The organism is Acinetobacter sp. 2JN-4 (assembly GCF_003687745.1).
GTDB lineage: Bacteria > Pseudomonadota > Gammaproteobacteria > Pseudomonadales > Moraxellaceae > Acinetobacter > Acinetobacter halotolerans.
Genome location: NZ_RDNY01000002.1, coordinates 404,851 through 424,318, shown reverse-complemented (window position 1 = coordinate 424,318; position 19,468 = coordinate 404,851). Strand labels below are relative to the sequence as shown.

The 19,468-nt window shown below is 40.0% G+C and carries 16 protein-coding genes; 8 read left to right on the top strand and 8 right to left on the bottom strand.

Going from position 1 to position 19,468, the window contains the following annotated elements:
- Nucleotides 1–483: a MarR family winged helix-turn-helix transcriptional regulator gene (locus EAH57_RS04900; protein ID WP_213071139.1), complete on the top strand. Its 483-nt coding sequence runs from the start codon at nt 1–3 to the stop codon at nt 481–483.
- Nucleotides 484–824: 341 nt separating this feature from the next.
- On the opposite strand, the gene EAH57_RS04895 is transcribed toward EAH57_RS04900, so the two are convergent.
- Complete coding sequence (locus EAH57_RS04895) at nt 825–1,718, bottom strand: LysR family transcriptional regulator (protein WP_121929075.1); 894 nt, start codon at nt 1,716–1,718, stop codon at nt 825–827.
- 94 nt (nt 1,719–1,812) lie between these two features.
- On the opposite strand from EAH57_RS04895, the gene EAH57_RS04890 reads away from it, so the two are divergent.
- Nucleotides 1,813–2,265: a PACE efflux transporter gene (locus EAH57_RS04890; RefSeq protein WP_121929074.1), complete on the top strand. Its 453-nt coding sequence runs from the start codon at nt 1,813–1,815 to the stop codon at nt 2,263–2,265.
- 87 nt (nt 2,266–2,352) lie between these two features.
- Here EAH57_RS04890 and phoR read toward each other — a convergent pair whose 3' ends face one another.
- The 3 genes from phoR to EAH57_RS04875 form a co-directional block, all read right to left on the bottom strand.
- Nucleotides 2,353–3,711 (bottom strand): phosphate regulon sensor histidine kinase PhoR, encoded by a 1,359-nt coding sequence (phoR, locus tag EAH57_RS04885; RefSeq protein ID WP_121929073.1) that lies wholly within the window; start codon nt 3,709–3,711, stop codon nt 2,353–2,355.
- A gap of 8 nt (nt 3,712–3,719) precedes the next feature.
- A complete protein-coding gene (gene phoB, locus EAH57_RS04880; RefSeq protein ID WP_004673541.1) occupies nt 3,720–4,430 on the bottom strand; it encodes a phosphate regulon transcriptional regulator PhoB in 711 nt (236 codons plus the stop codon).
- A gap of 256 nt (nt 4,431–4,686) precedes the next feature.
- Complete coding sequence (locus EAH57_RS04875; protein WP_121929072.1) at nt 4,687–5,364, bottom strand: TetR/AcrR family transcriptional regulator; 678 nt, start codon at nt 5,362–5,364, stop codon at nt 4,687–4,689.
- A 267-nt stretch (nt 5,365–5,631) separates the two neighbouring features.
- Here EAH57_RS04875 and EAH57_RS04870 point away from each other — a divergent pair, with 267 nt between their 5' ends.
- A complete protein-coding gene (locus tag EAH57_RS04870; RefSeq protein WP_121929071.1) occupies nt 5,632–6,462 on the top strand; it encodes an SDR family NAD(P)-dependent oxidoreductase in 831 nt (276 codons plus the stop codon).
- A gap of 80 nt (nt 6,463–6,542) precedes the next feature.
- Here the strand turns inward: EAH57_RS04870 and EAH57_RS04865 are convergent, their stop codons facing one another.
- The 4 genes from EAH57_RS04865 to EAH57_RS04850 form a co-directional block, all read right to left on the bottom strand.
- Nucleotides 6,543–7,910, bottom strand: coding sequence for an MATE family efflux transporter (locus EAH57_RS04865; protein ID WP_121929070.1), 1,368 nt, complete (start codon nt 7,908–7,910; stop codon nt 6,543–6,545).
- A 150-nt stretch (nt 7,911–8,060) separates the two neighbouring features.
- Entirely contained in the window at nt 8,061–9,371 is a 1,311-nt protein-coding gene (locus tag EAH57_RS04860) for a DUF445 domain-containing protein (protein ID WP_121929069.1), read from the bottom strand.
- A 13-nt stretch (nt 9,372–9,384) separates the two neighbouring features.
- Nucleotides 9,385–9,945 carry a CC0125/CC1285 family lipoprotein gene (locus tag EAH57_RS04855; protein WP_121929068.1) on the bottom strand — a complete coding sequence of 187 codons (561 nt, stop codon included), beginning with the start codon at nt 9,943–9,945 and terminating at the stop codon, nt 9,385–9,387.
- A gap of 37 nt (nt 9,946–9,982) precedes the next feature.
- The gene (locus EAH57_RS04850; RefSeq protein ID WP_121929067.1) at nt 9,983–10,522 is read right to left on the bottom strand and encodes a DUF924 family protein; all 540 of its coding nucleotides are present in this window, start codon (nt 10,520–10,522) and stop codon (nt 9,983–9,985) included.
- Between the two features lie 505 nt (nt 10,523–11,027).
- Between EAH57_RS04850 and gshA the strand changes: the two genes are divergently transcribed.
- From gshA to EAH57_RS04825, 5 genes are all read left to right on the top strand, one after another.
- Nucleotides 11,028–12,605, top strand: coding sequence for a glutamate--cysteine ligase (gene gshA / locus EAH57_RS04845; RefSeq protein WP_121929066.1), 1,578 nt, complete (start codon nt 11,028–11,030; stop codon nt 12,603–12,605).
- 18 nt (nt 12,606–12,623) lie between these two features.
- A complete protein-coding gene (locus EAH57_RS04840) occupies nt 12,624–13,130 on the top strand; it encodes a disulfide bond formation protein B (protein ID WP_121929065.1) in 507 nt (168 codons plus the stop codon).
- 171 nt (nt 13,131–13,301) lie between these two features.
- On the top strand, nt 13,302–16,616 hold the full coding sequence (locus tag EAH57_RS04835) for a type VI secretion system Vgr family protein (RefSeq protein ID WP_121929064.1): 3,315 nt from the start codon (nt 13,302–13,304) through the stop codon (nt 16,614–16,616).
- Nucleotides 16,609–17,193 (top strand): hypothetical protein, encoded by a 585-nt coding sequence (locus EAH57_RS04830; RefSeq protein WP_121929063.1) that lies wholly within the window; start codon nt 16,609–16,611, stop codon nt 17,191–17,193. Before EAH57_RS04835 ends, EAH57_RS04830 begins: the two co-directional genes overlap by 8 nt.
- A gap of 1 nt (nt 17,194) precedes the next feature.
- Entirely contained in the window at nt 17,195–19,468 is a 2,274-nt protein-coding gene (locus EAH57_RS04825; protein ID WP_121929062.1) for a M23 family metallopeptidase, read from the top strand.

The window sequence follows — 19,468 nt, the reverse complement described above, 5'->3', positions numbered from 1 at the left end:
ATGTTAGTGGAAAGATATCCGTTCTACAAGATTTATCATTTGTGTCAAACTAAGCTTAACCTGAAGGGATTAATTGGACTTATGATTTTACCTTGTTACAGTGCAAAGTTACGCAGTGCTTCCCGACGTTTAGGGCATCGTTATAATGCTGCATTGGCTGAGTTTGGCATCAACATTACTCAATTCTCTCTTTTATCAATGATTAAGAGAGCTGAACCGATTAGCCTCACATCTTTAGCTAAAAACATGGAGTTGGAGCGTTCGACAGTGGGGCGGAATGTGAAAGTCCTAGCGAAAATGGCGCTTGTGGAACTGACACAAGGTGATAAAGATCAAAGAGAAGTGACTTTAAAGCTAACACAAGAAGGACTTCAGCTTTTAAAAGTAGCTCTTCCTCATTGGCAGAAGGTTCAACAAGAAATCGAGGATAGTCTAGGAGAAGATCAAATATTAATGCTAACCGATCTCTTAAACCGTCTTTGATTGTGAGTTGGTTTTCTACAAAGAACAATGGACGCTATACGGAAAAAGTCAGAATATTTTCTTTAGTGGTAAAAGCTATATTAAAAACGAATTTGAGATTCTTTGACTGTTGATCAGCAGTTTTTCAAATCCAAAACCCTGTACGCTTTTTCTTACAACGATTAGGGGCAATGTCCCATATTCAGACCCAATCGAATCACCTAATATGAACTCATCAGGAACAGGAAGTTCCAAAACATAAAACAATAACAATAAGTTTTCGCATCGGGATGTGAGGTATGACAGGAATCATATCTAGTGAAAGGAATATGGAAAAAGCTCGACAGGATGTCGGGCTTTTTTTATTCAATTTCAATTTGTTTGACCCAAAGTTCAATAAGCATCTGTAAGGTCTTACTCAAAGGTTTGTAACTCTGCCAAATCGCATGAATCGGCATATCTAGGCCATTGATGGTATCGCTAAACTCTAATCGAACCAAACTTTGTTTAGAAAAATGCTCACTTATAACGGATAGGGGAAAATTACCCCAACCCATGCCATGTTCCACCATATTGATTGCCATCGATAAATTATCGGTATGCCAACATGCATCTGAAACCAACACCCGTGGATCAGGCAGCGGATAATTTTTACTGGCAATCACGATTTGTCTCAGTTCTGAAAGCATCGTCAGTTCATTCTTATTATGATCTTTCAGCTGTTGTGCTTTTTTGGGTGAAACGGCAGCCACAAATTTTTCAACACCGAGTAATCGGAACCGCTCATTGACGTCGATCGTTGATGAGCTATATGCCACATAGAGATCGATTTCATTACGTTGTAGGCGAGCTCTTAACTCTTGTTGAGGTGCACTGACCATTTCAATATTTAAGAGAGGAAAGTGTTGAATCAGATGCTCAATACCTGCCAATAAAAACTTCTGATTGATATCCGCCGCGACACCAATCGAGAGACTGGTTTCCAGACCCGTTGAAAGCTCGGTTAGATGCAATTCTAATTGGCGCATTTTGGTTACGATCAATCGTGTATGGGGTTCGATCGAGCGTGTGACTTCCGTGGGTGCAAGATGATTCTTACTGCGTTCAAATAATTTTAAATTCAGTTCAGCTTCTAAATTGGCGATCGCCATACTGACCGCGGAAGGAACTCGATTTAATGCACGTGCGGCAGCTGAAAAATTACCGCGATCCATAATTTCAAGGATTAATTCCAGCTGTTCACTATTAAGTTTCATGTCTGTTCCCTTGTCAGTAAATCTGATCACGATTAACTTTTTTTATCAGAATTAAGGCGTAAAATCCAATCATTATTGATTTTAAGGTGTCGTGATGCAAGGAACCAAAAGAAGAGTAACTTATGTATTTTTCTATGAAGTTTTTAGCTTTTTTATCTGTGCGCTGATTTTGGCTGCACTTTCTGGCACCACGATTAGCCATACAGGGCCTTTATCGATTCTGATTGCGGTGATCGCTGTCACGGTCAATTTCTTTTATAACTATGTTTTTGAGATGTGGGAAAAAACCCAAATTTCCAAAACACGAACGGTGTGGAGACGAATTGCACATGCGATTGGCTTCCAAATCATATTGGTGATGATCTTGATTCCGCTGATTGCGTGGTGGATGCAGATTAGTTTGCTCAAAGCCTTCTTACTAGATTTTAGTTTGATGGTGATCATTCCATGTTATACCTTTGTTTATAATTATCTTTTTGATCATATCTTTGGTCTGCCCAGCCATTTGCTTGAAGAAAATGAACTGGGTTCGAAAGTAGCTGGCTAATTTTCAAATAGCTAAAACTAAACAAGCCGATCTGTTGGGATCGGCTTTTTTAAATTTAAAATGCACTATGACTGTTGCGTAGAATACCTAGATCATTCGATATAAACGTTCTTTTGGGAAAACAGCAGTAAAGGTCGAACCTTCATTCTCTTTAGAGGTGATTTCTAAATGTGCGCCGTGTTGCATCAAGACATGTTTGACAATCGCAAGCCCCAAACCTGTGCCACCTGTTTGACGGCTTCGCGCGCTATCAACCCGATAGAAACGTTCAGTTAAACGCGGCAAATGTTTCGGGTCAATACCGATCCCATTATCTTGTACGCTAAAAAAGGCTTGATCGTTCTCTTCATGCCAACCAATGGTAATAATGCCGCCTTTGGGGGTGTATTTAATTGCATTTGTGATCAAGTTGCTGAAAGCACTGGCAATTTCCATATCTGAACCAATCAGATCACAATGACTATCAATATCTAAATTGAGCGTATGACCATAATCTAAATTATAAGCACGAGCATCATCAAAGATTTGATTCATTAAATTTGCCATATCAATGATCTGTTTTTTGGCGACTTTTTTATTATTTTCTAAATTGGACAGCAATAATAAATCATTGACCAATGCATTCATGCGCTTGGTTTGCGATTGCATTTGCGTGAAGGCACGTTTCCAACGCGGGGTAATATCATCCTGATCGGTAAAGGTTTCGATATAACCGCTCAGCACGGTGAGTGGTGTACGTAGTTCGTGCGAGATATTATCGACAAAATCTTTACGCATTTGTTCTAGGTTATGTACGCGTGTGGTGTCATAAGCCACTAACAGTCGGCTTTCTCCGCCAAAACGTGTCAGTTTGACCTGCACATATCGTTCTTCATCCATCTGTACTTGTAGACGAATCCCATCGGGTGATTGATCGCTATGTTTAAAATATTCAATGAAACTCGGCTGACGTAAAATCGTCAATAAGTTGCGTCCACGATCTAAAGGCTCAATACCCAATAGCTTCTCGGCTGCTGGGTTCCACCATTCGATTTGATGCTGATCATCAATCAATACCACTGCTTCGGCTAAGGCGAACAACGAAGATTGTGCACGGTCAATCAAGCCCACCATTTCTGCTTGAACGATACGTTCTTGGCGTTGAGCACGATAGACATTGAACAGTAATGCGCCCCAAATCCCATTTAAGTTCGGTGGAACATCATAAGGACGATTTGAAATCCATTCATTGACCAAGTAAAGCGAGCGGAGCTGTAAAGTGAAAAACACCACAAATGCGATGAAAATACAGCTCCAAAAATAGCCCACTCCAAATCCGATTAAGCTTGCAATCAATAAGAAAAAAAGTAACAGTCTTAAATCTTGCTTTGCAAAAGCCCATAAACTGCTATAGCGAAAACGCTGGTGTTCACGTGCCAGTTCAGGGACGGGATAGGGTTCGTACATAAAGGGCTTTAACCTGCTGCCAAATCAGCTCGTGTAGAAAAACGATAACCTGTGCCACGTACCGTTTGTACAAAACGATCGACACCATAAGGTTCTAACACTTTGCGTAAACGACGAATATGCACATCAATGGTACGGTCTTCGATATAGACATTACCACCCCAGACTTGGTCAAGCAATTGTGCGCGCGTATAAGCGCGTTCAGGATGAGTCATAAAGAAGGCGAGTAAACGATATTCGGTTGGTCCCATCTCTAAAATGCTGTCACCGAAGCTGACACGTTGGCTGACAGGATCAAGCATCAAACCATTGGCATCAATGACTTTTTCGCCACTGAGTGCATTGGCACGACGTAAGACTGCTTTAATTCGAGAAACCAGTTCACGGGTAGAAAAAGGTTTGGTCATGTAGTCATCTGCACCCGCATCTAGACCTTGTACCTTATGATCTTCTTCGCCACGAGCCGTCAGCATAATCACAGGGATTTCCGCCAAGTTTTCATCGCGTTTAAGGCGACGGCACAAATCTACACCACTGACACCGCCTGGTAGCATCCAATCAAGCAAGATGAGAGCAGGACGCTGATCAACGATAATTTGATGTGCTTGTTTGGCATCCTCAGCTTGTAAACATTGGAAACCCGCCATATCCAAAGAGGTATGGATCATTTCACGAATCGGTAGCTCATCGTCGACAATTAAAATATAGTCATCTTTCACAGCGCAATACCCTCAAAATTTATAACGGTAATGGTGAACCGTTTTGTTGTTATGACAGGCTTATTACAAAGATTAATTATGACAATATCATTGCAAAAGAGTTAATAAAGTCGAATTTAGCAATAAATTGTGACAATTGTGAGGCAGCATAGTGACCAAATGATGACAGGTAATTTATCAATAAAACAAATGAATTCATTTGGTTAATATGATCCTAGTTTAGCAGTTTTATTTGTCACAAAACTGTAAAATGATTTTAATTTTTTTGTGATGTTGTTGCGATAAAGGATAAAAATACCGCACAACAAGCCGCTAACACGTCTTCTAGCGGTTGTTTAAAGCCTTCCGAGACCCAACGAATAATAATATGCGTGACATAACCATTTAAACCTGTCGCCATCAAAGACACTTCCTCGGTACTTTGTTGAACACTGGGCATGGTGATCATTACAAAACCTTGAATGATGCGATCGAACTGAGTCAAGGTTTCTTGGATCGTCGCTTGATTGTGTAAGTCTTGAACCAACATGGCATCAATATAAATAATCCGAGCCATACGCGGATCGTTTCGAATGGTATTCAGTAACGCCGATAGCCCAGCAGTCACCATATTCTTCGGTTCGGGCGCAGCCAGTAACACCGCCTGTGTTAAACAACTTTGCATTTCCCCAATCATTCTTAAAAAAACAGTTTGGAATAACTCCTCACTTTTTTTAAATGATTCATAGAAATAGCGTTCGGTAAGTTTGGCTTCATTACAGACATCTTTGACAGTGACTGAGAAAAAACCCTGAGTGCCGTAAGTAGCGATCCCAGCTTCAATCAATTTTTCACGACGCGCTTCTTTACGTTCAGTTAAAGAAAGACCCTTGAATTGACGCTCTTTGGTTTCGCTGTTGTTTTTCTTCGCTTTGGCTTGCTTTTGAGTTGTCATTGAAAAACCGTTTCCTAAAAGTCTTTATACCGTATGTCTAGCTCAGTTTACATTATGCAACTATGCCTTGTATCGACTAAAAATTTTATCTCATTAAATGTAAATAGACCCAATATGACAAGTAATGTGTGTGTTATTGCCATTTGTCTTAAAAGCATAGTGTACTATATTGACAACGTGTATTGTCAAAATTATATTGGTTACATCTTAAACTGCACGTAATCTAGGCGAATATGTGCATATCATTCGCAACACAAAGGATAGGCAATGAAAAATTTTAAAAATAAAGTCGCAGCGATCACAGGTGCAGGTTCTGGGATTGGACAACAATTAGCTGTTTTATTGGCTAAACAAGGTTGTCATTTGTCATTGAGTGATATCAATGAAAAGGGTTTGACGCAAACGACCGAACTATTGAAAGCGTATCCTGAGATTACAGTGACCACAAAAGTGTTGGATGTCTCAAACCGAGATGCAGTGAAACAGTGGGCGCAAGACACTGTTCAAGATCATGGTTCAGTCAATATGATCTTCAACAATGCGGGTGTGGCACTCGGTTCAACCGTGGAAGGCGCAAGCTATGAAGACTTAGAGTGGATCGTTGGGATTAATTTCTGGGGTGTGGTTTACGGGACTAAAGAATTTTTACCGTTTATCAAACAAACCAAAGATGGTCATATCATCAATATTTCAAGTATCTTCGGTTTAACCTCGCAACCAACGCAATCAGCGTATAACGCGACCAAATTCGCTGTGCGTGGTTTCACAGAATCTTTACGCCAAGAACTTGATATTGAAAAGAGTGGTGTCAGCTCGCTTTGTGTACACCCAGGCGGGATTCGAACCAATATCGCAAAAGCGGCGAAAATGAATGACAGCATGAAAAGCTTGGGTATGGATCCAGGTAAATCAATCAAACAATTCGATAAATTCTTGCGTACGCCACCAGAAGAAGCAGCACGTCAAATTCTAAATGCGGTGTTGAAAGACAAACGTCGTTTATTGATTGGTGCAGATGCGCGTATTGTTGATTCTTTCCAACGGTTGTTCCCAACGGGATATCAGCGTATTGCTGCACTTGCAACGAAAATGATGTAAGTTCCGCTACTAAGATAAAAAGCCATTCTTGTTTGAATGGCTTTTTTTTTGACGCTAAAGATTATGATGAACTTTTACGTTTAAATCAGAATCTTTATCTCGCGTTTCTTCCAGACAAATTGATAATAAGCGGCTTGGAATAGGCATAAACACACAAAGGCGAGTGCATAAGCCATCCAAATTCCCTTGAGTCCCCAAAGTGTGTTAAACCAATACGCACAAGGCACTTCGATTAAAAGAATAGTAAAAATATTGATCAGCATTGGCACGTTTACGGTTCCGCTAGCCCGCATGATCGAGGCAAAAATTGCACTTGCGCCAAAAAACAGCAGTGACCACAGCACAATAAACAATAATTGCTGTCCCAGTTCTATGACCGCAGGATCAGTAATGAATAGCGCCATTAAATATTTTGAGAATAAATACGCCAGTATGATCAGACTACCCGTAAATAAAAAATTCATACTTAATGCGGTGCGGGTGACTTTGGCCAACAGATCTGGTTTGCCCGCACCGATCGCTTGGGCGGCAAAGATCGATGCTGCGATGGCAATCGACAATGCCGGAAACTGAATATAGTTGAGGACTTGATTGACTGCGCCGTAGGCTGCAGTTGCCTCTGCGCCGTAGCGGTTAATCAAGCTTATAATCACCAATCCAGCCAAAGAAGTGGTGACCATTTGAATGCCTGTTGGAATGCCTAGTTTAAAAATCAGTTTGCTTAATTCGGCATCATGGCGGATATGTTGGAGCAATTGACGATCTATTTTAAGTGGATGATTTTTATAGTTGAGATAGAAAGCTAGAAAAATCAACACTGCACTATAGCCTAAGATGGTGGCAATCGCGGGTGCGATGATGCCTAAGGCTGGAAAACCAAAATAACCTTTAAGTAAGACTGGCGTGACTGCTAAACCGATGAGGCTGGTTAAACCTAGGGCAATCAAAGGGGTAACACTATCACCGACACCCCGTAAAATAGAGGTGTAAATAATATAAACAAACAATAACGGGCTACCTGCCAACATCCACTGCACATAAGGCAGCGACATATGCATGACTTTGGGGTCAGTACCTAAAAGATTGAGAATATGTTCAGCAAAAACAAAGCCTAATATTGCGATAATTGTGCCACCAATTAAGGTGATAAAAAGGGTTGACCCAACCACACTACGAACTTTTTCTAGATTTTGCGCGCCCCAAGCTTGACCCACTAAAACTGTGGTACCTGCCGAAATACCAATGGTAAATGCCAGTAAAAAAAACAGGATAGGGAAGAAAACTGACACCGCTGCAATTGCATCGACCCCCATCATTTGCCCCACAAATATGGTATTAATCGTCCCCGACAAGTTTTGCAAAATGTTGGTGGCGATCAGCGGCACTAGAAAAACAAAAAATGTTTTCCAGAGATTGGGTTGCATCACCAATGTTTGGTGTGGGGTCATTCAAATTCCTTGGTATCTTCCTCTACGCCATTTGCAACATGATTGCTTATTTTTGTTCGGATAAATGATTGCGGTATTGAGCTTGGCGACAGCCAAGAATGAGTTTTATGATGATCAACTTTACGTGAAAAGTTGATCATTTCAAACCTTTTACAGAACATTTTCAACTAAGGCACGAATGATACCCAAGATCAAACCAATAAATGCTCCGACAATCACACCATTTACACGGATCATGTGTAAATCACCGCCAACTTCACTCTCGATTTTGGCAATCATTTCGCGTGAATCCCACTCATGGATGCGTTCACTAATATAACGAATGATTTTGTCGCTATATTGCTCACTGAAGTTGGTGGCTAAGCCCACCATTTTTTCATTAAGGACGTGGCGTACATTTTCATTTTGGATCAGGCTCATACCAAGTTGTTGAATCGCTGCTTGTAAATTGGTGGCAATGCCTGAATCAGGTTGCATCAAATCTGTTTTGATTGCATCACATAAAATCGCAATCGCACCGCTAATAAAGTTCAAAACTTGTGGGCTATCCAGCAAGGCATCTTTACCACTGTTCAAACGTTGGCTTGCTTCGCTATCGGTATCAGCAAGTTGTAGCATGAGGGCATGGGTGGTTGCCTCAATGTCTTGTCGCCATGGGTGTTCAGGATTGGCCAACATCGACTCCACTCTTTCAATCAGTGAGTCAATAGTACGCTGTTGCACATCAATGCCGATCCAGCTCGCACCTTTAGCCAGTTTCCAGACCCCCAGTTCTTTAAATAATGTGCGAGACAACTCTCGTGCTTCTTCTGGATGTGACACCATCCATTGATGAGCCAGATCGAGTCCACGTTGTAACACATCTTGATGGAAGTCATTTTCCAAAACTGCACGTAACATTTCACTGGCAAGCGTATTGATTTTGGTACTGCGCACCCATTGCACACTGTTGTTTTGTACAAAGTTGGCAATTTGATCCTGACTGACAAACTCAAAAATTTTCGGAACGGTTTGCTGGATGATTTGAACCACGTGTCCATTATTTTTGGGGTTGGCTAACCATTGACCGACCGCCAAACTGAGGTCGGTATTTTGTAAACTACGTTGCACGATTTGGGGCGATAAGAAATTTTCCTGAACAAAACGACCCATTGATTCAGCAATACGTGCCTTATTCCGTGGAATAATCTCAGTATGATCACGTAATAGTTTGGGTAATGGGATTTTCCCAAATGGATTGCGGAATAACACTGTCACCGCATACCAATCGGCCAAACCACCGACCACACCTGCTTCGGCGCTTAACATGAAAATATGGATCAGCCACCGATACTCAGGCAGAAAATGCGCCACGACCATTAAACAAATCCACGTCATCACTGCAATCACCAATGCTACGGTGGCGAAATATTTACTTCTTTGCAGGCTTGGTACTTTGTGGATTTCTTCGGCTGAATTCATTGAGTCATCCTATTCATTCATTTTTGTTTTGAGGTGGTGCAGGGGGTTGCAACACTTCTCCTGTTGGACTCAATCCGTATTTTTGTCCTAAGGATCGCAAAATCAGCTGTGCATCAAATGCATCAGGTGATTGCTGTTGAGTCTTAAAGCATTCAATAGTATACGACACTTGGATGGGATCAAGATTGACCACTTGTGGTACATCATAGAATGGATCCGGCCAAAAGGCGGGGTGACGACGATAATAACCATAAGGATAATACGGTCGACTCGGATAAATTACCGCTTGGCGTTGCTCCTTGAACCGCGCATTGCTTGGATCATCAACTACAGTGAAAAAACGGAAACCATTTTGGAGTGTGGTTTGTGCTGCCTTGAGTAAGGTAATTTCCTCAGCTTTACCATAACTCAGATTATTTCCTGCTTGGAAGCCGATACGGAAGCTTTTGTTATTTAATGGATAAGCGGTGAATTGCCCCAATTGATCAAAGGTCTTGGGTTGAGACGGTATGCTGGCACACCCTGTAAATGCCAATGTGACTAGTAGCGGGGCACAGATGAGTAACGATTTCATATGCAATTCCTCTTTCTGATGTCGAGGGGAGATCGACTTAAAAACTGCTGTTCGGTTGAGTTAGAAACTCAAGTTCTTCGGCACTTGATGTTCGTCCCAAGATCGCATTGCGATGAGGATAGCGTCCGAAGCGATCAATAATCACTTTATGCTTTTTCTCAAAATTTAAATTGATTTCATTGCCTAAACGTTGGAAGAGTTTTAATGCGTACTCATGAATCATTTTTGATTCACTATGCATAAATGGCATATATAAAAAGGAACGTTGTTCGGGGCTTAACTGAGCATCTAATTGTAGGCTAATTGCTTCTTGAGCCAGCATCAATGCCATGCTGTCATACGCAAAAGCTTGTGCTTGATCACGATATAAATTACGTGAGAATTGATCTAAAACAATAATTTCAGCTAAACGACCTTCAGGTGTTTGACGCCATGACCAAAGTTCTGCTTGAGTTGCTTGATCATGAATCGTTTGAAAAAGCCCGCGAATTTTCGTATCAAAATCATCACTTTTGGCAAACCAGAGTGAGCGATGATCAGGAGAAAACCAAAAATCAAGAATGTCTTGCGCTTGCATCGTTGAGTATCCATTGGAAGATTTATTTTTAATAAAATCACAATTTCAGCATGTCTTATAGAGCAAGATTGTGATAAAAATTGCCAAGCTAAGCTAATTAATAGGGACTATTGATGTTTCATCCATGTCTTGCGTTATAGGCTAAAACGACTCAAACAAGGCATGAAATGCAGGCAATGGTGTCCCCCTTGTCAAGTTTCATAACGAAGTTTGTGGAAGTTTTAGCGATAACCCTTTGGGACAGGGACATTTTTTGCCGTTACTTCGTTATGTCTTGTTTACTTAGAATCACTAAGTTGCACAAAACATGCCTTGTATCGTCGAAAAAATGTCCTCTGTCGCAAGCATTTGTGAAACGTCAACAGTCCCTCTAGATGACTAGATCGTAATAGTCGTTATAATTGGCGGAGTCGTGATAGTAGGCATGTTTGGCATGCGAATACACCCGATGAAGTCACCAGCCTTGATCTGGTTGGCCGATCTTGAATAACCGAGCATATAAATTATGAACCAACCTTGCACACTTTCGTCCGCTATCGTACCGACTTGGGTAAATGCCTCACAATTAGACGGTATGTTACGCGGTATCGAGCGTGAAAGTTTGCGTATGCAAAGCAATGGATTTTTATCACAAAAAAACCATCCAAAAGCTTTGGGTTCAGCACTCACACATCCCCATATTACGACTGATTATTCAGAAGCGTTAATGGAGTTCATTACCACGCCACACAATACCATTGCCGCTGCATTAAATGAGTTAAGCGATATTCATCAGGTGGTGCACCAGCAACTCGAAGATGGTGAGAAATTGTGGCCGCTTTCCATGCCTTGTATGCTGGATGACAATGAAGAAAATATAAAACTTGCTCAGTATGGCACGTCTAATATCGGGCGTTTTAAAACCCTTTATCGTCATGGTTTGGGAGTACGTTATGGTCGTCGGATGCAGACCATTTCAGGTGTACATTATAATTTATCTTTTCCTGATCAGTTGTTTGCAACTTTGCAGCAGCATGAAAAAAATGAAGAATTAAAACAACTCAGTTTGCAAGATTATCGAAGCCATCGTTATTTTGCCTTGATCCGAAATTTTATTCGCATGACTCCCTTGGTGATGTATTTGCTGGGCGCAAGTCCCTCGGTCTGTCGTTGCTTTTTAACAGGGCGTAACCACCATTTACAGCCTTTGGTCAAAGGAACCTTATACTTACCAGAGGCAACTGCCTTGCGTATGGGACGTTTGGGCTACCAAAACTCAGCACAAAAGCAGTTGGGGATTTATTATAACGATTTGCATGATTATTTAGATGGATTACAAAAGGCCGTCTATACGCCATATCCTGCATTTACTGATTTAGGTTTGAATGATGAGGCAGGTGAACCGATTCAAATCAATGATCATGTTTTACAGATTGAAAATGAATACTACAGTCTAGTGCGTCCAAAGCAAGTGCCTCAAGCGGGTGAAACCCCTTCGCAAGCATTGAAGAATCGTGGTGTGGGTTATGTAGAGCTGCGTGCGGTCGATGTGAATCCCTATAGTGCGATTGGGATTGATGAAACCACAGCAGGGTTCTTAGAAAGTCTGGCCTTGTATTGTTTATTGCGGGAAAGTCCTGATCTATGGTCTGACGAACAAGATCAGATTGATCAAAATCAAACTGAAGTGGTCAATCGTGGGCGTGCAGCAGATGCTCAGATCAAAGAAGGGCATCTAACAGTGTCATTTAAGGATTGGGCACAGCAACATTTAAGTGAAATTCATGCTTGTGCCGCGACACTAGATCAAATGGATGGTACTTCTCTTTATCAGGATGCTGTTTATGTCATGCAACAGCGTTTAAATGATGTTGAAAATACCCTTTCAGCACAAGTGATCAAAGATACTTTACAACATGGTGGCACATGGAACTTTGGTAGTGTCATGGCTCAACAGCATGTAGATTGTTATGACCAGCATCAGCTCAGTGCAGAAAGACAACAATATTTTGAACATCTAGCGCAAACGTCGTTGCAAAAACAGTGGCAACTTGAACAAGAAAATGACACGAGTTTTGAACAATATCTTGCACAATACCGTTAAATCTTTTGAGGACTTCCCATGCGATGGAATTACCGTTTGGTCAGTGTAGTATTGGTACTGACCAGTATCATCGGACTCTCGTTCGCGTTGTATTTAGAACATGTGCAAGGATTGGAACCTTGCCCATTGTGTGTGTTTCAACGTGTAGGTCTAATTGGAATGGGATCGATTGCACTGGTTGCATTCATTCATAACCCGATTTCAAATGTATTTAAACGTTTTTATGCATTGCTGGCGACATTAGCGATTGGTTGGTCAGTGGGTGTTGCAGCACGACATGTCTGGTTGCAAAACTTACCTGCTGATCAAGTTCCAAGTTGTGGTCCAGGTTTGGATTATTTGGTTGATGTCTTGCCCATGAAAACAGTATTGCAACAAGTACTTTCTGGTTCTGGTGAATGTGCTTTAGTCGATTGGAGTTTCTTGGGTCAGTCATTACCAGTATGGTCATTGATTTATTTCAGTCTGATATTGCTGATTTGTTTATGGCAGCTTTTTAGAAAATATAGTACAGCTAAACAATAACCATAGAGTTTTTAAAACAACTAAAAAACCCCTGAATATATATCAATATTTAGGGGCTTTTTCTTTTAAATCAATTGGATATATTTTTATATAAAAACAACTATTTTTTATGTACAGAAAGGTATTTTTCTTATAAAGTTCAACCGATTCTTAAAATTATGATCATAAAAAATGCTTTTGAATATATTTAATGTATTAGAAAAACTGGGGTTAAATGCACAGAAGCGTGCGATACACGTTCAATTTGCAGATCCAATGTTAACGGCGCAGGTGTTCTTACAGCGAATATCTGGAAAAAATGTTTTAAATCAAGGGCTAATATCAGAACTCATTTGCCTGTCTACCAACGCAAGCATTCCGCTAAAAAAATTTATTGGATGTACTGTTGCAGTCGATCAGGTCACTGATACTGGACAATTGGCACGCAGCACAGGGATTATTACTGCGGCAGCTCAAGGCCAAAGTGATGGAGCACTTACGCTATATCGTCTCACCATGCAAGATGCCACATCATTATGGACAAAACGCCGTAATAGCCGAGTATTTATGAACCAATCGGTGGTTGAAATTGTTCAGACTTTATTTAAAGAGTGGCAACAACGTAGTCCTCTATTTGCAGCGAGTTTGACATTAGATCTCAGTGGGCTTAGCAAAGACTATGATGTTCGTCCCTTTACCATGCAGCACAATGAACTCGATTCAATGTTCATTCAACGATTGTTGGCTTCTGAATCGATCAATAGCTTAATTGATGAAGCTCAGCATCTTGTTCCGTTCAGTGCATCGCCAATTCAAGCGCAAAAACTCCGACTGATTGATGACAATAACCACTACCAAGCGCTTGAGCGCCATAGTATTCGTTACCACCGTAGTAGTGCCACAGAACAATATGACAGCATGACCAGTTTGGTTGCAGAACGTAGCTTGCAACCGACCACGGTGCATATCCAGCGTTGGCAAGCGGATGCGCTTGATCAAGAAGATGGGGCAGGTAGTGTCCAAAGTACCCATGGACATAGTGATCACTATGACAATGCAAGTTTGGGATTAGAGGATGCATGGCACTTCACGCCTGCATGGATACAAGATCTGAATGGTGAGGATGGTGCGAGTACCTCGGGCAATCATCAAATCGAACGCATCAATGAACAACTGAGCAATTACCATAGTGCGCAGGCAAAACAATTTATTGCCAATACCACGGTTCGTGATGCGCATGTGGGTTATTGGTTTGAACTCAAACAACACCCAGAAATTGACCAGCATGCCAGTGCGGATAGAAACTTCCTCATTACGGCGAAGCAGTTCTATAACCAAAATAACTTACCTAAAGAATTGAACCAACAGGTCAAGCAATTGCTACAGCAGAGTCATTGGCAACCTCTGTTGAGTCACTCAATGTTAGAAGAACGTCAAGGCAACCAACTCACACTGCAACGCCGTCATATTCCCACCGTACCTGAATATCAGCCCTTGCAACATCGACCCATTGCATATCCTCAACGAGCAAAGGTGGTAGGTCCAGCAGGTGAAACCATTCATGTGGATGAATGGGGGCGGATCAAAGTACGCTTTCTATTTACTCGTGCCGATGATCATGGTCATGATGGTGGCGCTGGCACCAATGACAACGATACCGACTCCGCTTGGGTGGATGTTCTGACACCTTGGGCGGGTGAAGGCTATGGTGCGCGATTCCTGCCGCGAATAGGTGAGATCGTTGTGATTGATTTCTTTGATGGCAACATTGATCGCCCCTTTGTGACGGGGCGAATCCATGAGGCGCAGCGTTCACCGACTCGATTTGATATCAAAGGGCAACTCCCTGATACCAAAAAACTCAGTGGTATTCGTAGTCAAGAAGTCGATGGTCGAGGATTCAACCAACTCAGATTTGACGATACCACGGGGCAGATTAGTACCCAATTACAAAGTAGTCATGCTGCAACTCAACTGAACTTAGGGCATTTAAGTCATCCAAAAGAACAAGCACACAGTGCAGGACGTGGCGAGGGTTTTGAACTCAGAACGGATGCTTGGGGCGCGGTACGTGCAGGTAAAGGTATGCTGATCAGTACCTATGCACAAGAACAAGCGATCGCAGATCACTTGGAAGCAGCCCAAGCGCAATCATTGCTGACTGAAGGTTTTGAAAGCATGAAAATGCTAAGCGACATTGCTCTCAAACAACAAGCCGATGCGCTCAATGTCATTGAACGTTTACCCAAATTTATACAGTCTTTGGAGTTAAAAACCAAAGGACAGGCATTAAACAATACCGTAAATCTTTTTAAAAATGAGATGCAAAGCAATCCGCTAAATGCTTTAAAAGATTGTGGTGGTTTTATTGGTGATATTGGTGCGCTTGGTGGAAATAGTAAAGCCATCGTTGATGAATTCAATACATTTTTCGCAGATGCAAAAGATGCAGTGGAGAATCTTAAAACGTTTATTGAAAATGTCGAAGAACATGGTACAGACATTGTCAAAGGACAACTAGCAGCCCTCAAAGATAAGATTCAACACAACCCCTTTGAAGGTCTAAAAGAAGTCGGACAAGTCCTTGCGAATGTCGATATTAAAGACTTTGATCTGATGAGTAGCTGTGGCACGTTTAGTAAAGGCAGCAGTTTAAAGGTCAGTCCATTACAAGCATTGGGTTCTTTGCAAGGTTTTATGGAAAATTATACCCAAGACTTAGAAAAGAGTAAGGACAGTAAACAACAAGCCCAAGGAAAAATCTTTAGACAAGCATTGATGCTGTTGGCCTCACCGAATGGAATTGCGTTGACCACACCTGAGAATATTATTTTACAAGCCTCACAAGACATTGCAGAAAGTGCCAGTGGTTCCATCAATTTGAGTGCCCAGAAAAATATTATTGGACATGCGCAAGACAAAATCAGCTTGTTTGCAGCCCAAAAAGGAATACGAGCCTATGCTGCCAAAGGAAAAGTAGAGTTGCAGGCGCAGGATGACATGATCGAGGCAATCGCCCGTCGGGTGATCAAGATTATATCGACAGAAGAAAAGATCGAGATCACCAGTCCAATCGAAATCGACCTAAAGGCAGGAGGCTCGCAGCTTAAGATTAATAAGGATGGAGTATTTGTAAATACTGGCGGTAATTTCAAGGTTAAGGCAGGGCAGCATGTCTTTGAGAGTGGTGCAGTTGTCAATGCTGAGCTACCGACCATGCCAAAGAGTGGGATCTATAGTATGAGATTCGATCTGAGTAATATCTTTGACTCAAATGTTCTTAAAAATATGAAATATAAAATAATTAATCATACTAAGAGAATTGAGTCAGAATATGAGTTTGAGAAAAAAAGTAGTACAAGAATATATAGTGACTCAAGGGATCAAGTCGAATTAGTTTTAGTACCAGGTGCATATTTAAAGCCATTAAATGAGGCTCAAAATAATAAGGTTGCTGAGTCTTTAGATGAGTTAGAGGAAGAAGATTGTGGAGAAGAATATGATTAAAAGTATCCAAGTGAGTCATCATAAATTTATATTTATTAGCATATTTTTTCTAATGCTAGTATTTTCATCTGGTATTTATGCTAAAGATAGTTTGAATGTAATGTCAAAGTGTGATGATGAATATGAAATGAGTTGTGACATATACTCATCAGCTGGAAATAATGTAAAAAAAGTTTTGGAGAAAGTAAAATCTCCTGTAATAAATAAAGTAAATGATAATTTTTTTCATATAAAAACATCATGTGGATCACCATGTCAAATTCATTTTTTTATAAATGAGTATGGGGGAGATTTTACTGATGAATATATCGTATTAAATAAAAAAAATTACTGCTTAATTGAGAGTGATAGTGAGAAAAAATTTATTTATGCTAGAATTTTATTTGGAGGTAAGAAAGAGGTTTTAATAAACTTGAGAGATAAAGAATATAATGTTCTGCCATCAAAATTGAACTATTATAGTGATTTTAATGAAATGTCTTTTTTTGATGAAAATAATAATTTACATTTGATTGCTAATGATTATGGAAAAATATTAGTAAATAAAGTTGTAAAAAATCCATGTAAGAGTAAATAGAATGCCTTATTCAGAAGAATTTAAAAATTTTGTGGGGACTGTTGCAGGTGAAGCTGGGGGGTGTAGTCCAACCACATGGAAAGTAGTCGCTCATTGTATAGTAAATAGGGTTGGTTTTGCTGAATGGGTAAATGCTAGAAATGTAAGCGATATTTTAAAGAAGAATTTTGATGCAATAACAGATCAAAATGCGCCATTTTTAAAAGCTGTTTCAGAAATGAATAAAGGTATTCTATCTAAGAATACACAAGATATTATTGATGCTGTTTATCCAATTTATGAAAGAGTAGAAGACGACTTTACAAATGGTGTGGTTTTATATTTTAGTCCACAAGCTCAGGCTGCTTTACATAGAAGAAATCCTAACAAGTATAAATCATTAGTACCTGATTTTGCTAAGAGTTCTCTTACAGAAGAGGTTAAAATAAAGGGTACAGAAAATGATGATATGAGATGGTATAGATATAAAGGTGCATCAAGATTCTACTTTAAGTTTATTGATACATCAGCCAAAGCATTGAGTGGTGCTGTGATAAATATAAGTTATAGAAATACAAAGAATGTTCCTTCATTAAGCAATTTAATAACCAATAATGATGGTGAAATTAGGTCGGTTTTAGTGGCTGATGGTTGGGGAGCAAGATTTACAGTTGATGAGATATCTGTTAAGGACGATAAAGGCAAAGAACTTATGCTTATTGCAGATGGTAAGAATCATTCTGCAGTAATTGTCGTAAATAATGGAAAAGGTGGAATTAAATCAAGAACAGATGTCCATAATCAAGAACCTACTGCCCCACAACAAAAGCCTTTAGAAAACTCTTCTAATCAGGGTCAAAAGGATAATCCAAATAGCAGTTCAGAAAAGAGAGATATTATCTTTAATATAAAAATAGTAGACAGTGATAACAGGCCTATTCCTAATATGGCATATTTTTTGAGATATAAGGGTAATGATAAAAAACATGTTGTTGGTTCTGATGGTATTGAAAGAAATATTATTGCAGAAAGTGGGGAAATACTTGCGGTAGAGATTAGTGGTAAAGATACACGACAAGTCATCAAATCATTTACAGCATCTAGTGGTGTTTTAGAACAGACCGTAAAATTTGAATTACATTGCTTTGAAATAATGTTTCGTCACCAGAACTCTCGAAAACCAATAAGTAATTTAAACTTAATTCAAACTTATCGTGGAAGAACTTATGAAAAAAAGACGAATGATGAGGGTAAAATATTAGTCAAAGCTATGCCTGGTTTTGAATTAAATTACAAACTAAGAAATGGGCGAAATTTATTGACACTGAATGTCGATAAAAATAAGGATTTAAGAATTATCGATGTGGATTCTAACGCAATAGAGAAAGCAGCAGAAAGTTTAAAAAAGAGTGTGGATGCATCAAAACAACAGAGCCAATCTACTAGTACAGCAGTATCAGAATCTAAACAAGAAGTTAAAATTCAAGATCAGACATCAAAAAGAGATAAAATCACTGCAACGAGTACAGAAGGGCATCCAAAAACTATTGTTAATGATCATGGTGATGTTGAGTTTGTAGTTCTAACCTATGATAAAGAAACCAATCAGTTATTTAATGGTGGGAGCTATATTATAGAATATAAAGGAAATAAACGTTTACATGTTAGCGGAACACATGGTTTAGGAAAAAAATCCCATAAAGGACAAATTGGTCAAACAATTAAAATTTTAGATTCAAGTGGTAAAAACCAAGTGTTATACAACGTCCTTCTTAAATCTCCTATGTCTTCGATTGAATTAAAAATTGATAAGCCAAAAGATGATGGTCGTTATTTATATCCATTAAAAACATCTCAAAAAGCCACTTCATACAAAAGTGGAGCAGGTCGATTTGGATCAAATAGAGGGGGAGGTAAACGAAAGCACGCGGGCTGTGATCTTTATGCTCCTACTGGAACTGAAGTAAGAGCCATGGCTGATGGGAAAGTACGTTTAGTTGCTGGATTCTACGCAGGCACTGATGTAATTGAGATTGTTCATGAAAAGCATATTATCCGCTATGGTGAAGTATTATCAGGAAAGTCTTTAGTGAAAGCAGGAGATAACGTACGTCGTGGACAACTTATTGGATACGTCGGACAGCTTTCCATAAAAGTTCCTAGTATGATGCTACATTTAGAAATGTATGCAAATCCTAGCGATACCAGTGGTTTAACAGTTCGGGGTGCAAATGCTTACCAGCGTCGGACTGATTTGATTGATCCGACATTAATTTTAGATAATTCAATATTATGA